The organism is Halomonas sp. DP8Y7-1, assembly GCF_019801685.1.
GTDB classification, from domain to species: domain Bacteria; phylum Pseudomonadota; class Gammaproteobacteria; order Pseudomonadales; family Halomonadaceae; genus Halomonas; species Halomonas litopenaei_A.
The window spans coordinates 190,019-205,548 of the sequence record NZ_JAHVIN010000006.1 but is presented as its reverse complement, the minus strand read 5'-3'; the positions used below and the strand labels follow the sequence as shown (position 1 = coordinate 205,548).

Sequence of the window (15,530 nt, the reverse complement as noted above, 5' to 3'; positions counted from 1 at the left end):
GGACTTCGCTCCTGCGACCTTCCCGCGACGCCGCCAGTGCGTCTCGCCTTCACCAACCACGCACCCAGCGGGACTTGAATCCTCCTTTCGCCCATGTGCCAGCATGGACAGCGCAGGCATCGCTCCTTATCATCCCTTCAATTTGGTTCATTCGGATGCGTCATTAGCGGCGCAGGCCGTCAGCCAAACCTTTTTGCCGATGCCGATACAAGGACGCTAGCGTCATGCCTCTTCGACCGACCTGTATGATTCCTCTGGCCGCCGCTGTCATGCTGGGAGGCTGTGCTCTGGCACCGGTCGATACACAACCGCCCCCCGAGCCTCTTACGCCGGCAGAATTTCACGCTGAAATGCAGCGGCTGGAAACCCGCCTGGCCGGCCAGTGCAACATTACCGAGGATGTGCTGAGCGCCCAGCGCGCCCAGGACCTGCGCATGACCGCCGATATCCGTGAAGTCGGCAGTCTGCTACGCGGCGTCCGCAGTGACCTTGAGGCATTGGACCGAGACACCTCACAGGCCAATGTTCAGGTTGCCCAGTGTGAGGCCTCTACCGAGTCTGGCATCGACAACAAGGAGCTGCTCGGGCGCAGCGAGTGGGTCGGTTTGCCCAATGTCGGCACGTATCTGAAGGCGAGAATCGACTCCGGGGCCAACACCTCGTCGCTGTCCGCCACCGATGTCACCACCTTCGAACGAGATGGTGATGAGTGGGTTCGTTTCAAGCTTGGGCTGAACGACAAGGACTCTGTGGTCGAGTCGGTGCGAGACAAGTGGATCGAAGCACCGGTCAAGCGCAATGTCACCATCGTTCAGGCCAATGGTGAGGAAAGTCGTCCGGTGGTCAGCCTGCTGATGACCCTTGGTCCCATTCGTGAACAAGTTGAGTTCACCCTCAATGACCGTACCCACCTGAGCTACCCGGTGCTGCTTGGGCGGCGATTCCTGCTCGACATTGCCGTTATTGATGTGGCTCGCCACTACCTGCACGACCGCCCCGAATTCCCAGGAGGGGAATCCGCCAGCGAAGCCGCTGATGAAGAAGCGGCCGATCGTGATGATCAGGAACAGCCCTGACCGAACGCTGTGTGCCAGCCCTCAGCTGGCTGGCCTTTCGCTCCCGTTTAAGGAAGACCCATGTCCAGATTGCCCTTTTATCTGATCGTCGCCCTGCTGATGGTGGTCGGCATCGCTACAAGCATCCATCGCCACGTGGAATTCGAGGTGCCATGGACCCCGGGTGAACAGCGCCAGGTCTGGGAAATTGAGGCTCAGGTCACCTTTGATGGCGATGGCAAGCCGGCCAAGGTGGACATGGCTCTGCCCTCCTCCCAACCGGGTTTCCGGGTGCTGACTGAACACACCGCGTCCCCGGGCTACGGGCTTGCTTTCCTGCAGCAGGATGGCGCGCGCCGTGCGGAATGGTCCACCCGTGAAGCCAGCGGTGACCAGCGTCTCTATTACACGGCCCAGGTCCTGGTGACCGAAGGCGGACGCAAGGCATCAGAGCCGCCTCCGCCCCCGCCCGTCAGCGATGTGGCGTGGCAACGGCCCTACGATACTGCCGCCCAGCAGGTCATCGACCGTGCCTGGGACCGCTCCTCGGATGCCTTCACCTTCGCCCGGGAACTGCTGAGCGAATTTGCAGACAACCGTCAGGGCGAGAACGCCCGTCTGCTGCTGACTCAGTTTGATCGTGTCCCCCTCGCCGTCCGCTTGCTCAACCAGGCGGGAGTTGCCGCGCGTGAAGTCAACGGCCTGATGCTCGAGAGCGGACGCCGCCGCCAGAGTCTGACTTCCTGGATCGAAGTCTACGACGGTGACCAGCGCGCCCTGTTCAACCCTGCCACCGGTGAACAGGGCAAACCCGACAACCTGCTGATGTGGGAAAGCGCCGGCAACGCTGTTCTGGAAGTGGAAGGCGGCAGCGACTCGCGGATTTCCTTCTCCATGCTCGTCCGCAATCAGCCCGCTGCGGCAGCGGTAAGAAGCCAGCTGGCGGAAGATAGCGACACCCTGCTCAACTTCTCGATCCACAGCCTGCCGTTGGAAGAACAGGCGCTGTTCCAGACCATCCTGCTGATTCCCATCGGCGCTCTGGTGGTGGTGCTGCTGCGGGTACTGGTGGGAATCAAGACCTCGGGCACCTTCATGCCCGTGCTGATTGCCCTGGCCTTTATCCAGACATCCCTGCTGACCGGCCTGATTGGCTTCCTGCTGGTGGTAGCGGTAGGCCTGGTGATTCGTAGCTACCTGTCGCACCTGAATCTATTGCTGGTGGCGAGGGTGACGGCGGTGATCATAACGGTCATCGCCATCATCTCCATCTTCACGGTCTTGTCCTATCGATTCGGGCTTAATGCCGGTCTCACGATCACCTTCTTCCCGATGATCATTCTGTCCTGGACCATCGAAAGAATGTCCATCCTGTGGGAGGAAGAAGGCCCCAAGCAGGTACTGATTCAGGGTGGTGGCAGTCTGCTGACAGCGGTGCTGGCTTACCTGGCCATGAACAATCCCTGGATTCGCCACATCACCTTCAACTTCCTCGGGCTGCAGCTGATCCTGATGGCCTTCATCCTGCTGCTGGGCAACTACACCGGCTATCGCCTGCTCGAACTCCGGCGCTTCAAGCCGGTGACGGAGGACTGATTCATGCGTGATTGGACCAGCCCAGGCAAGCTGAGGGCCAAGGGTATAATCGGTATGAACCGGCGCAACATCCGGTATATCGGCCGATACAATAGCCGCAAGCTTTACCCCCTGGTGGACGACAAGCTCAAGACCAAACTGCTCGCTCAGGAGTATGGCATCACCACCCCCGAGTTGATCGGCACGGTGTCTACCCAGTTCGGCGTCAAGCGGATTGGCGACATGCTGGCGGGCCATAATGGCTTCGTCATCAAGCCGGCCAAGGGCAGCGGCGGCAAGGGCATCCTGGTGATCGAACGTGTCGAAGGCCGGCATTTCATCAAGCCAAGCGGCGCCGAGCTCGATATCGAGGACATCGAGAGGCACGTCTCGAACATCCTCTCCGGTCTTTACTCCCTCGGCGGCGCACCCGATGTGGCGCTGGTCGAGGCGCTGATCAACTTCGACACTTCCTTCGCGGCTTACACCTATGAAGGTGTGCCGGATATTCGCGTCATTGTGTTTCAGGGATATCCCGTCATGGCGATGATGCGCCTGTCCACTGCTGCTTCTGATGGTAAGGCTAACCTCCACCAGGGGGCAGTGGGTGTCGGCATCGATATCGCCAGCGGACGAGCTGTTCGCGGCGTCCAGTTTGACCGCGCGCGCACAGACCATCCCGACACCGGGCACGAGCTGGCCAGCCTTCAAATCGCCGGCTGGACCACCTTGCTGGAACTGGCCTCCGGCTGCTTTGAAATGACCGGGCTTGGCTACTTGGGTACCGATATGGTGCTCGACCGAGATCGCGGGCCGATGCTGCTTGAGCTCAACGCGAGACCAGGCCTGGCCATTCAGATGGCCAACGGTGAGGGGTTGCGTCGTCGCCTTGACCTGATCGAGGCACAGACAACGTCGCGCAATGCAGCCGAACGGGTCGCCTTCGCCCAGCACCATTTTGCTCGCCAAGGAGAGCTGCAGGACAGCCCCGCCGAAGCCATCTGACCCGCCTGCTTGCTGGCTCGCACCTGAGCCAGCAGGTAGACTGACATCTGGATTTGCATTTTTAGGCCCCCATGACCGATACCGCCCTGCTGCAACAGGCTGAAGAACACTGCGCCCGACGTGGTGTACGCTTCACGCCGATTCGTCGCCGCGTGCTCGAGCTTATCGCCGACGCCTGCGGTGGACTGAAGGCTTATGATCTTCTGGACCGGCTGGCCAAGGACCATGCGGCCGCGCGGCCGCCGACGGTCTATCGTGCTCTGGAGTTTCTGATCGAACAGGGGCTGGTCCACCGCATCGAGTCTTCCAATGCCTATGTGGCATGCCCGTGTCCTGAGCATGCTCATCGCTTTCAACTGCTGATCTGCCGTCAGTGCGGGCTCGTGGAAGAACTGCATCTGGACGATATCAATGAGGAGTTGTCCGCACGGGCTCGATCCTTGGGCTTCAAGGTACAGCGTCAGACCATCGAGCTTCATGGCCTGTGCCAGCAGTGCCAATCCCGCGGCGACGACAGCTCAGCCCACAACGGAACCTCTACCCATTCCACCGACAACGGAGCCCCATGAGCGATTTCATGAAACGCCTCGAGAGCGAACCCAAGGACAGCTGCCACTCCCTCGAAGAGGTGCTGAACCACGTGCGTTTCAATGGGGACGGGCTGCTGCCTGCCATTGCCCAGCAGCACGATAGCGGCGAAGTGCTGATGATGGCGTGGATGAACCGCGAAGCCCTGCAGGAAACCCTGAGCACCGGGCGCGTGTGCTATTACTCACGCTCGCGCAGCAAACTGTGGCGCAAGGGAGAGACCTCCGGGCAACAGCAGCATTTGAGAAGCGCTTCGCTGGATTGCGATGGCGACACCCTGCTGCTTCAGGTCGATCAGACCGGACCTGCCTGTCACACCGGACGTCGTAGCTGCTTCTACGTGGGACTGGAGGACCAGCAAGCGCGCATCACCAGCGCCCCGCTGATGGACCCCAATGAGCTCTACAACAAGAAGTGATGCACGCCGTGGCAGTCAATCAAGCACTGCCCAGGTGAGCGATGGTGACCGGGTCGACCCTCACACGGGCGAGACTGGCACTCCGGCACAGCATGGCGCCCGCCCTGCTCCGCCGCCGCCCCTTCTACAGCATCATGCAGGCTGTCGCTGTGGCGAGGAGCATGCAGACGCCTCCCCCTCGGCTCCTTTGCAGCAGACACCTGAACAGCCAGCACTTCCCCGTCAACAGGGGATCAAGCGCTGGCTGACACTGCCACTGCTTGGTGTCATCCGTGTCTATCAGACGGTGATCAGCCCGGTGCTGGGGCCACGCTGTCGCTACTGGCCGAGCTGCTCTCACTACAGCCAGGAAGCCATCGTCGTGCATGGCCCACTGCGGGGTGGGTGGATGGCAGTGAAACGCATACTTCGCTGTCATCCCGGTGCCGAAGGGGGCATCGATCCCGTGCCGGGCGGGCCCAGTGAACAGCTATGTCGCGATGATCCTGAGCTGGACGATAATTTTCGGCCTCGCCCTTAGCGGAACCAATAGGGAGACACTGCATAAATGCCCGCCCAGACGAGTCGCGGCGCTCGGCGGGCCTACGCAACACTCCCTTGACTCTGCCAAGCCCAAGCCCCGCGGAGCGACAACTTTCGTGTATCTCTAGCGCTCGACCTTGCCGGACCGTTACGCCGCCTCTTGCTCGGCGACGCGATAAATCCTCTGCAGCATCGCATTGAGTCCGTTACTGCGGGTCGGCGACAGGTGCTTGTCGAGCCCCAGATCCTTGAGAAAATGAGGACTGGTAGCAAGGATGTCGGATGGCGTGCGTTCATTGTAAATCCGCAGCAGCACCGCAATCAGCCCGGACACGATAGCCGCATCCGAAACGGCAGCGAAGTGCAGCAGGTCGCCCTGACGCTCGTGGCGCATCCACACATTTGACTGACAGCCCTGGATCTTTAGCTCATCCCGCTTGTCTTCTTCGGCAAAGGGCGGCAGCGCCTTGCCCATGTCGATGATGTACTGATAGCGATCCATCCAGTTGTCGAACAACTCGAATTCTTCCAGCAGCTCCTGCTGGGCTTGTTCCGCGGTAGTGGTCATGGAAACTCCCTGAAATAGCTCGCGCCAGTATACCTTCACCACGCCCCCGGCGTCGTCCCTCCCGCGGCCGCCCTTCTACTGTGAACATGACGACCTACCGCGGACATGAAGACGACAGCGAGCGTGCTAGACTGTATCCGCTTTACCCCCAGCGATGAGCCAGGCTCGGAAACGCTCGACCATGTTCCCTTGTCGGTAACATCGGGTACCTCGCCACGAATTGGTGACCCGATGTGATGCGTCGATTTGATGTCTCGGTCGTGATACATCGGGCATGACGACCGGTTACAACGGCCAGGTATTCGCCACCCGTTCTGGCAACGAGGTGTTAGCGGCCCGGTTTCAGGAGCTGGGCTTTTAGAACCGGGCTTCTCAGAACTGGGCATTTTAGAACTGGGCTTTAGCGCCGCCACGGAGTCTATATGGCAGAACACCCTCCCGAAGGACCGGGAAAACGACAGCCCCGCGACCGTCGGCTTGCCGCTCTCGAGAAGCAACTTGACCGCTACCTGGAAGACGCTCGCTCGCGCCATGCCTTGGCTGGCAAGGAAACGCCTGCGCACGAACGGGGGCTGACATCGCAGCAACTGGAAGACATCATCGCGCACCTGGCCGCCCAGCGACGGGCCAAGCGTGCGGCCATCCTGACCAATTTGCTTGACCTGGCGGACCGAGCTGGCACCACAGTGGGTGCCTTGTCCTTGATCGCTCTGTTCTTTGCCGACAAGCACAGTCATGCCACCCTGGTCGTGGCCAACACCGCAAAGCCGCTATGGGGTGCCTGTATTGGCTTCGGGCTCGCACTCGTGGCATCCTATGCAAAGGCCCTGCTGACCTGGAGGGATAAGTAATGACCTTTCACATCGCCATGCTGATCATGCTGGCTGCCACCCTGGCACTTGCCGTGGCTGCCTACCAGCTAGATCGCGGCTACAAGTCAGACGTCAAGGCACTGACCGAGCACGCCGATCGCTATCTCGCGCGTAAGCGCGGCCATTTCAGGCCCTGAAACCGTTCTGTCAGGTTGTTCCTGAAACCAGTCCTCGTAGAACCCAGCCCCTGAAATCCCAGCCAGACGCCTGGCCCTGGCTAACGCGTCAATCGGTGCAGGGACTGCTGACGGTGCCACTCTTCATCTTCCGAGTGAAGGTAGATCGCCGTTGTATCCAGGCGTGAATGGCGCGCAGTCTCAGCCAGGTAGCGCAGCTCCACCCCGGCCTGGGCCTGATGGGTCAGCCCGGTATGCCTCAGCCAGTGTGGCGTAGCCTCGCGCAGTTGGGCAACGTAGCGCGCCTCACCGCCCTCCTCTTCCAGCGCCTCTGCTGCCTCGCGAAAGGTCTGGCGAATCATCCGATACAGCTGGTTGTCGCCCAGCGGTGTCTGGCCATCAAGTCGACGCAGGATCGGACCTCGCGCTGCGCCCAAGGCATCTGTCACTCCATAGAGCGAGCGGGCTTCCTCCAACAGCTCCTGCATGTCTGGTGGTACCGGAATCTGGGCGAACTTCTGCCCCTTGCCGACGACCTGCCACCACCATCGCCCCTCTCTCGACACGATGTCATCAAAGCGCGCGGCGCTCATCTCGCTGATGCGCGGCGCCAATAGATAGCCAAAGCCCAGTATCAGCCTGCGTCTGGACCAAAGGTAGCGCATGCGCTGCGTCGCCAGTAAAGGCAGCGGGCGACTCGCCCAGGACCATAGCCAGTCCCATAACGCATGCTCCAGATAGCGTTCGATCCTGCGCTGGCCATTATTGAGCCTGCGCCGCTTGTCGCGCATCAATCGAAACGGATTGCGCGACAGCCAACCGGCCTCCACCAGCCAGGCCATCATGCCCTGCAGGATCACCAGGCTCTGGCGCCGACTCGACGGTGACAGAGGCCCGCGAAAGGGCCTCCAGCGTGGGTCTTGGCGCGGCCTGGTCGGCCCAACCCAGTGCTCTGCAGGCATCGGGTTGGCCAAGAATCGTTCGAACTCGTCGATGTCGGCGCGACGCAAACCCGCGAGGACCTGCTGGCGCTCGGCCAGCCACAGCAGCAGCCGCTCAGCCTCCCGTCGGTAGGCCCTGAGGGTTTGCGGGCTTGCCGCGTACTCCTGCAACCAGCAGGTGACGGCCTCCCAGTCGTCTTTAGCCTCGATCAGCGCGCCTGGGCGATCAGCCTCTCGCGCGGCCAGCCACTGAGAAGACTCCGCGCGCCAGGCAGCCATACCACCTCCGCTAGATCTGTCGTTATCTGCCATTGATAAAGCCCGTCACCACCATGGATTGAACACCATCCCTGCCCCTTCCATGCTGCCCCTACAGCATCAATTATTCAAGATAAGGCGCGTAATCTTGATTTTTTATGCCTTATCATAAATATTATTACGTTTACGTATGTAGTGTAATTACACTAAGATCGTCACATGCACAGCGCTGGGGCGATGGCGCGCGGTCGCCGCCGTGGCCAATGGACACACTGGATCGTAGTCAGCACCCCCGCATTCAGGCATGATCTGCCGCTGGCGCTAACATGCCCGCTCAAGGAGACCCCGATGGCCCGCACAGGGATTACCTACGACGACGTACAGCGAGCGGTGGACACTCTGCTGAAGCAGCAGGAAGCCCCTAGCGTTCAGAAGATCCGCGAAGTGCTTGGGACTGGCAGCTTCACCACCATCAGCGAGCATCTGCGCGAATGGCGGTCTCGGCGTGAGGAGCGGCGTGATGTGCCACCGCCTCAGGGGATGCCCGCAGAACTCGTGTCACTGGCAGAAGAGTTATGGACCAAGGCACAGGAAGCGGCAGCCGAGAACCTCGCCCATTACCGCCAGGAAGCTGACCGTAACGTCGAGGCGGCACTGGAGAAGGTCGCTACCGCCCACCGTCGCGCGGAAGACGCGGAGCAGCGCGAGAGCGCCCTTGCTGCCCACCTTTCCTCGGTGGAAGCGCGCCTGCAGGAGGCTGCCAGTGAGGCGGCTCACCTGACATCGGCAAAGCAGGGAGTGGAGGAGCTGCTGACCAAGGAGCGCGAGCGCCGTAGCCAGCAACAGGATCAACTCGAGCGCCTGCAACAGGACAAGGAGCAGGAAGCAAGGGAATTCCAGCGTGCGCTGGAGGAGCAGCAGCAACAGCAGCGCGAGAAGCTCGCCCAGGAAGAACAGCGTCACGAAGCGGCTGAGGCACGCCTGATGGCGATGCTGGACGAAGCCCGTCGGGAGCGACAGGCGCTGGAGAAATCCCATGCCCAGCGCTTGAAGCAGGCCGAGCAGCGCCACGACACGCTACAACAGCAGCTACACGCCCTGCGCGGAGAGCTTGCGGAGGAGGAAAAGCGGCATCGAGAAACGCAGCTGGAGCGATCTCGTTCGGAAGAGGCGCTACGCGCACGCGGACATGAAGTGGATTTGCTCAACGAACGCATCGAGGAGCAGCGTCGCCTGATAGCGAGCCACACAGAGCGACTGAAGGGACTGGAAGAAAAGCTCGACGAGAAGATCTGGGCGCTGGCTCGGCAGCAGCGAGAGCAAGATGCCGCCTCACCAAACGATGAATCCAAGCTCAAGCGAGACCCAGGCCGCGACAGCTGACGCGCCCTGCGCTCCATAAAACCCTGCGCTCCATAAAAAAAGCGCCGCTCCAGAGAGCGGCGCTTTTTGCTGCGGTGATCGGTCATCGAAAAGGCAGAGCAGCCACCGACTGACCGTAGCTTACCGATAATAGGCGTTGGTGGTATCGGTGTGATCGGTGACGTCACGGATACCGGCAAGCTCGGGAATCCGCTCCATCAAGGTCTTTTCGACCCCTTCCTTTAGCGTCAGGTCGACCGCGGCACAGCCCTGGCAGCCGCCACCGAAGGCCAGTACGGCCACCTGATCGTCGGTCAGCTGGATCAGCTTGATCTCGCCACCATGGGCGGCCAGGCCCGGGTTGATCTCGCTGTACAGGATGTAATTGATACGATCCTCGAGCGGGCTGTCGGCATTGACCTTCGGCATCTTGGCGTTGGGCGCCTTGATCGTCAGCTGCCCACCCATGCGATCCGCATTGAAGTCGACAACGGCCTCCTCCAGGAACGGAATGCTGTTGGCGTCCAGGTAGACGGCGATCTTGTCGAGCTCAAGCCGCTCGTCACTGGGCTCTTCCTCGCCCGGACGACAGTAGGCCAGACACGTTTCTGCGTAGGGGGTACCCGGCTGGGTGATAAAAATCCGCACCGCAATACCGTCGACGTTCTGCTTCTCGAGCAGTTCGGCCAGGTAATCCTGTGCGCTGTCGGTGATCTGGATGTTCTCGCTCATGGCTCTCTCACTGGTTCGCCCCGCCTTGACTCAAGGCTCGTGGCCACTGCGGGTTGGATGACTGCATGGTAAGCCCAAGCTGGCCCAGACTCAATCCCGAGTAAAACACTCAAGAATGTCTCGCAACGGTGAACGGATCCGGCATCGCGACAACAGCGCCATTGCCCCTGCCGCCACGGCCAGCGCTTTGGTAAGATGTGCGCCTTTCGAACGGATCCCCCGGCGACTTGCCATGTCTGCGCCAATCACATGGGGGCCGAGCCACGCCAACGCAAGCGGTGGCATATAAAAAATTCTGCGTCAGTCGACCTGACTAGCGTCCAGCTGGAGACCCACCTTCCCATGGCCGTAGCCGCACCAACCGCTCAGACCGCCCGCCTCGTCGACAGCCTTTCCCAGCGCATCCTCATGCTGGATGGTGGCATGGGAACCATGCTGCAGAATGCAGCGCTGAGCGAAGAAGAGTTTCGTGGAGAGCGTTTCAAGGACTGGCCCTCGGACGTCAAGGGTAATAACGATCTGCTGGTCCTGACCTGCCCGGACCTGGTATCGCGGATTCACCGCGACTACCTGCTGGCCGGCGCCGATATTCTCGAGACGAATACCTTCAATGCGACCCGCCTGTCGCAGTCCGACTATGGCATGGAAGCCCTGGTGCCCGAGCTCAACCGCGAAGCGGCTCGCCTGGCCCGCCAGGTGTGTGATGAGGTCGAGGCGGACACTGGGGTAGCTCGCTATGTCGCCGGTGTACTGGGCCCGACGTCGCGGACGGCGTCCCTGTCTCCAGACGTGAATGACCCCGCCAAGCGAAACGTGACTTTCGATGCTCTGCGCGACAACTACCGCGAAGCGGCTCTGGCATTGATCGACGGTGGCGCCGATCTGATCATGATCGAAACGATCTTCGATACCCTGAACGCCAAGGCCGCGATCTACGCGCTGGAGGAGATCTTCGACGAAACCGGCCAGCGCCTGCCGGTAATGATCTCGGGCACCATCACCGACGCGTCAGGCCGCACCTTGTCAGGGCAGACGACCGAGGCATTCTGGAACTCCGTGCGCCACGCCCAGCCGCTGACCGTTGGCCTCAATTGCGCCCTGGGGGCCGAAGAGCTGCGGCCGTACATTGAGGAGCTGTCCACCAAGGCCGACACCTTTGTCTCGGCTCACCCCAACGCTGGCCTGCCCAACGAATTTGGCGAATACGACCAGACGCCTGAGGAGATGGCCGCCATCGTGGCCGAGTTCGCACGCAGCGGCCTGGTGAATATCATCGGCGGCTGCTGTGGCTCCACACCGGAACACATTGCGGCGATCCACCGTGCTATCAAAGACCTGACGCCGCGTCAGATTCCACAGCGCAGCCGCGCCTGCCGCCTGTCAGGCCTCGAGCCGTTCAACATCGAACATGACTCGCTGTTTGTGAACGTCGGTGAGCGCACCAACGTCACCGGCTCGGCGCGCTTCAAGCGCCTGATCAAGGAAGAGGACTACACCACTGCGCTCGAGGTGGCACTTGAGCAGGTCGAGAACGGCGCCCAGGTGATCGATATCAACATGGACGAGGGCATGCTCGAGTCCAAGGATGCCATGGTGCGCTTCCTCAACCTGATCGCCGGGGAGCCGGACATTGCTCGCGTGCCGATCATGGTCGACTCCTCCAAGTGGGACATCATCGAAGCGGGCCTGAAGTGCATTCAAGGCAAGGCAGTGGTCAACTCGATCTCGCTCAAGGAAGGCGAAGACGCTTTCCGCCACCAGGCCACCGAGTGTCGCCGGCATGGCGCCGCGGTCGTCGTCATGGCGTTCGATGAAACCGGCCAGGCGGACACCTTCGCGCGCAAAACGGAGATCTGTCAGCGAGCCTACAACGTGCTCGTCCATGACATCGGCTTTCCTGCTGAAGACATCATCTTCGACCCCAACATCTTTGCCATTGCCACCGGCATCGAGGAGCACAACAACTACGCCGTCGATTTCATCGAGGCCACCCGCTGGATTCGTGAACATCTGCCCCATGCCATGGTCTCCGGCGGCGTATCCAATGTGTCCTTCTCGTTTCGCGGTAACAATCCCGTGCGCGAGGCCATCCACTCGGTCTTTCTGTACCACGCCATTCGCGCGGGCCTGACCATGGGGATCGTCAACGCGGGGCAGCTGGCGGTGTATGACGACCTGCCCGAAGCCCTGCGTGAAGCGGTCGAGGACGTTGTCCTCAACCGCCGTGACGACAGCACTGAACGCCTCCTCGATATTGCCGATCAGTACCGCGGCGATGGCTCCAGCGGCGACAAGAAGGAGGATCTGGAGTGGCGCAGCTGGGAAGTGGAAAAACGCATTGAACACGCGTTGGTGAAAGGCATCACTGCCTTCATTGAAGAGGACACGGAGCTGGCCCGCCAGAGAGCCAGCCGCCCTATCGAGGTCATCGAAGGGCCGCTGATGGACGGCATGAACGTGGTGGGCGACCTGTTCGGCGCGGGTAAGATGTTTCTGCCCCAGGTGGTCAAGTCGGCGCGAGTCATGAAGCAGGCCGTCGCCTATCTGATCCCCTATATCGAAGCGGAGAAGAGCGAGGACACCCAGGCCAAGGGCAAGATCGTCATGGCCACGGTGAAGGGCGACGTCCACGACATCGGCAAGAACATCGTCGGTGTGGTGCTTCAGTGCAACAACTATGAGGTTATCGACCTTGGCGTCATGGTGCCTGCCGACAAGATCCTGAAGACGGCCCGTGAGGAGAACGCCGATATCATTGGCTTGTCCGGACTGATCACGCCGTCCCTGGACGAGATGGTGCACGTGGCCAAGGAAATGCAGCGACAGGGCTTTTCGCTGCCGCTGCTGATCGGGGGCGCGACCACGTCGAAGGCCCACACCGCGGTCAAGATCGAGCCCCAGTATGATGAACCCGTCATCTACGTGACCGACGCCTCGCGCGCCGTGGGTGTTGCAGGCCGCCTGCTTTCTCCGGGCCTCAAGGAAAGTTACGTCAAGGAAGTGCGTGAGGAGTATGAAAAGGTACGCGAGCGCAACGCCAAGCGCCGCCCCAAGGCAGCGGACCTTTCCTACCGTGACGCCTGCGCCCGCAAGCCTGTTCTGGACTGGCAGGGATACACACCCCCGGCACCGACCTTCACCGGCCTCAAGGTCTTCGACGACTATGATCTTGACGAGCTGGTCGCACGGATTGACTGGACGCCTTTCTTCATGAGCTGGGAGCTGGTCGGCAAGTTCCCGAAGATCCTGGACGATGAGATCGTCGGCGAGGCTGCACGCCAGCTGTTCGACGAGGCTCAAGTCATGCTGCGCAAGTTGATCGACGAGGGGCGCATCAAGGCCCGCGGCGTGATTGGCCTGTGGCCGGCCAATACGGTGGATGATGATGTCATCGAGGTCTACGCCGATGACAGCCGCAGCGAGGTGATCGAACGACTGCATCACATTCGCCAACAGACCACCAAGAACCGCGAGGGGGTCTGCTATAGCCTGGCAGACTTTGTCGCCCCCAAGGACAGCGGCACGCCTGACTGGATCGGTGGCTTCGCCGTCACCGCGGGGCATGGCGTCGAGGCCCTGTCCAACGAGTACAAGGCCCGCGGTGATGACTACAACGCCATCATGGTTCAGGCCCTGGCCGACCGCCTTGCGGAAGCCTTCGCCGAACTGATGCATGAGCGGGTGCGCAAGGAGTTCTGGGCCTACGTACCGGAAGAGCAGCTGGACAACGAAGCGCTGATTGCCGAGAAATACCAGGGTATTCGACCGGCCCCTGGCTACCCTGCCTGCCCGGACCATACCGAGAAAGCCACCCTGTTCCGCTTGCTTGATGCCCCCGCCAACAGTGGACTCGAGCTGACCGAAAGCTTCGCCATGTGGCCCGCCGCAGCGGTATCCGGCTGGTACTTCTCGCACCCGCAGTCAAAGTACTTCTCTACCGGCAAGATCACCCGGGACCAGGTAGAGACACTGGCGACCCGCAAGGGCATGGCGCTGGACGAGATGGAGCGCTGGCTCTCGCCCGTGCTGTCCTACGACACCTGATGCGCGTGGCGTCACCCTGCAAGCTGCTGCCAGAGCTCAGCCGCTGGAACATGATCCTGCGGCTGGCGCTCCCCATCATGGCGGGCATGCTTAGCCAGAGCCTGATGAATCTGGTGGACGCCGCTCTGATAGGGCGGCTGGGCGAGACGGAACTGGCCGCCGCAGGGGTGGGAGGGTATGCCATGTTCATGGTCACGGCCTGCCTGTTTGGGCTGTCCTCCGGAGTCCAGGCCCAGGTTGCCAGGCGTCACGGAGAGGCGGATGTCAGCGCTGGAGCACGCGATCCTCGTGCCGAACCCCTGGTATCTGGACTGGCGCTGGCCGCCCTGCTTGGTCTGCCTCTCATGCTGCTGTGTCTATGGCAGGCCCCAACCCTCATCGGTTGGCTGAATGATGATGGCGCCGTCTCTGCTCTCGCCGTGAGCTACTTTCGCTGGCGGGTGATAGCGTTGCTGCCGGTGGCCATGATCTTCTGCTACCGAGGCTACTGGAACGGTATCCAGCAGACCGGGCTGTACCTGCGCATCATGCTGATCATGCAGGCGGTCAACCTGGTGGCAAGCGTCGGACTCATCTTTGGCTATTGGGGACTACCGGCCATGGGCGTGAGTGGCGCTGGCCTGGGCAGCAGCCTGTCGCTGTTCGTCGGTCTCGGCATCTGGGCCTGGCTCAGCCGCCGCGCGGGAACGCCCCGTCGCCCCTGCCCCAGGACACTGGCAACGACGCTTCGCCTCGCCACCCCACACTCCTTTCAGCAGCTTTGGTTTGCGGCCGGCTACGCCGTGCTGTTCTGGATTCTTGGCCAGATCGATACCGCCAGCGTCGCGGTCGGCCATGTTCTGGTCAACCTGTCGCTACTGTTGATTCTGCCGGGTGTTGGCCTGGGCATGGCGGCGATGAGTCTAGTGGGGGAAGCGCTGGGCAATGCCTCGCCGGAAAAGGCCCATCGCTGGGGCTGGGACACGGTCAGGGTGGCCTGGCTACTGCTCGCCCTTCTGGCCCTCCCCATGTTAACGATTCCCCACGCCGTCCTAGGCCTGTTCCTGCATGAGCCCGACCTGATCACGCTCGGGGTTGCCCCGTTGCGGTTGACCGCCATGATGATCGTGATTGACGCCGTCGCCCTGGTGTTCACCCAGGCATTGCTGGGTGCCGGCGCCAATCGCACGGTCATGCAGCTGACCCTGGCGTGCCAATGGCTGGTGTTCTTGCCGCTGGCCTGGTGGTTTGGCGTCCATGAAGGTGCCGGCCTATTGGCGGTATGGTGGTGCCAGCTCGGCTATCGCGCCCTCAATTCACTATGCTTTGCCATCATTTGGCAACGTCGCCGATGGCAACAACTGGCGGTATGAGGGTATGCTGACAAGCCTCTTATTACTATTTTCACCCAAACTATAAATATTTATTCTTTTATCGCATAATGGCGTGCAGGTAGAGTAACCCGCAACGTCCCGTCATTCCCTGGCTGCAGGAA

14 protein-coding genes are annotated in these 15,530 nt (G+C 61.3%); 11 read left to right on the top strand and 3 right to left on the bottom strand.

Annotated features, from left to right (window positions below):
* Positions 1–224 precede the first annotated feature (224 nt).
* The 6 genes from KUV41_RS10145 to yidD all read left to right on the top strand — a co-directional run bounded on the left by KUV41_RS10145 (position 225) and on the right by yidD (position 5,161).
* Entirely contained in the window at positions 225–1,076 is an 852-nt protein-coding gene (locus tag KUV41_RS10145) for an ATP-dependent zinc protease (RefSeq protein WP_206938746.1), read from the top strand.
* A gap of 60 nt (positions 1,077–1,136) precedes the next feature.
* A complete protein-coding gene (locus KUV41_RS10140; protein ID WP_206938748.1) occupies positions 1,137–2,651 on the top strand; it encodes an inactive transglutaminase family protein in 1,515 nt (504 codons plus the stop codon).
* Between the two features lie 3 nt (positions 2,652–2,654).
* Positions 2,655–3,635: an alpha-L-glutamate ligase-like protein gene (locus tag KUV41_RS10135; protein WP_222485939.1), complete on the top strand. Its 981-nt coding sequence runs from the start codon at positions 2,655–2,657 to the stop codon at positions 3,633–3,635.
* Positions 3,636–3,706: 71 nt separating this feature from the next.
* Complete coding sequence (locus KUV41_RS10130; RefSeq protein ID WP_206938751.1) at positions 3,707–4,204, top strand: transcriptional repressor; 498 nt, start codon at positions 3,707–3,709, stop codon at positions 4,202–4,204.
* Entirely contained in the window at positions 4,201–4,641 is a 441-nt protein-coding gene (gene hisI, locus KUV41_RS10125) for a phosphoribosyl-AMP cyclohydrolase (protein ID WP_206938761.1), read from the top strand. Before KUV41_RS10130 ends, hisI begins: the two co-directional genes overlap by 4 nt.
* A gap of 232 nt (positions 4,642–4,873) precedes the next feature.
* Positions 4,874–5,161 carry a membrane protein insertion efficiency factor YidD gene (gene yidD / locus KUV41_RS19525; RefSeq protein WP_224907756.1) on the top strand — a complete coding sequence of 96 codons (288 nt, stop codon included), beginning with the start codon at positions 4,874–4,876 and terminating at the stop codon, positions 5,159–5,161.
* Positions 5,162–5,311: 150 nt separating this feature from the next.
* Here the strand turns inward: yidD and KUV41_RS10115 are convergent, their stop codons facing one another.
* On the bottom strand, positions 5,312–5,731 hold the full coding sequence (locus KUV41_RS10115) for a SufE family protein (protein WP_206938771.1): 420 nt from the start codon (positions 5,729–5,731) through the stop codon (positions 5,312–5,314).
* A gap of 422 nt (positions 5,732–6,153) precedes the next feature.
* On the opposite strand from KUV41_RS10115, the gene KUV41_RS10110 reads away from it, so the two are divergent.
* Together KUV41_RS10110 and KUV41_RS10105 are read left to right on the top strand one after the other, a co-directional pair.
* Positions 6,154–6,582, top strand: coding sequence for a hypothetical protein (locus KUV41_RS10110; RefSeq protein ID WP_222485935.1), 429 nt, complete (start codon positions 6,154–6,156; stop codon positions 6,580–6,582).
* Entirely contained in the window at positions 6,582–6,740 is a 159-nt protein-coding gene (locus KUV41_RS10105; protein ID WP_206938775.1) for a hypothetical protein, read from the top strand. The genes KUV41_RS10110 and KUV41_RS10105 overlap by 1 nt, the downstream gene beginning before the upstream one ends.
* Positions 6,741–6,820: 80 nt before the next feature.
* Here KUV41_RS10105 and KUV41_RS10100 read toward each other — a convergent pair whose 3' ends face one another.
* Positions 6,821–7,939: a tyrosine-type recombinase/integrase gene (locus KUV41_RS10100; protein ID WP_222485933.1), complete on the bottom strand. Its 1,119-nt coding sequence runs from the start codon at positions 7,937–7,939 to the stop codon at positions 6,821–6,823.
* Positions 7,940–8,266: 327 nt separating this feature from the next.
* Here KUV41_RS10100 and KUV41_RS10095 point away from each other — a divergent pair, with 327 nt between their 5' ends.
* Positions 8,267–9,301: a DNA-binding protein gene (locus KUV41_RS10095; RefSeq protein WP_222485931.1), complete on the top strand. Its 1,035-nt coding sequence runs from the start codon at positions 8,267–8,269 to the stop codon at positions 9,299–9,301.
* A gap of 120 nt (positions 9,302–9,421) precedes the next feature.
* Here KUV41_RS10095 and nfuA read toward each other — a convergent pair whose 3' ends face one another.
* Positions 9,422–10,012, bottom strand: a complete 591-nt coding sequence (gene nfuA, locus KUV41_RS10090; protein WP_206938806.1) for a Fe-S biogenesis protein NfuA — start codon at positions 10,010–10,012, stop codon at positions 9,422–9,424.
* 342 nt (positions 10,013–10,354) lie between these two features.
* On the opposite strand from nfuA, the gene metH reads away from it, so the two are divergent.
* Together metH and KUV41_RS10080 are read left to right on the top strand one after the other, a co-directional pair.
* Positions 10,355–14,056 carry a methionine synthase gene (metH, locus tag KUV41_RS10085; RefSeq protein WP_222485929.1) on the top strand — a complete coding sequence of 1,234 codons (3,702 nt, stop codon included), beginning with the start codon at positions 10,355–10,357 and terminating at the stop codon, positions 14,054–14,056.
* 23 nt (positions 14,057–14,079) lie between these two features.
* On the top strand, positions 14,080–15,408 hold the full coding sequence (locus KUV41_RS10080) for an MATE family efflux transporter (RefSeq protein WP_409995795.1): 1,329 nt from the start codon (positions 14,080–14,082) through the stop codon (positions 15,406–15,408).
* The last annotated feature ends 122 nt before the right edge of the window (positions 15,409–15,530 follow it).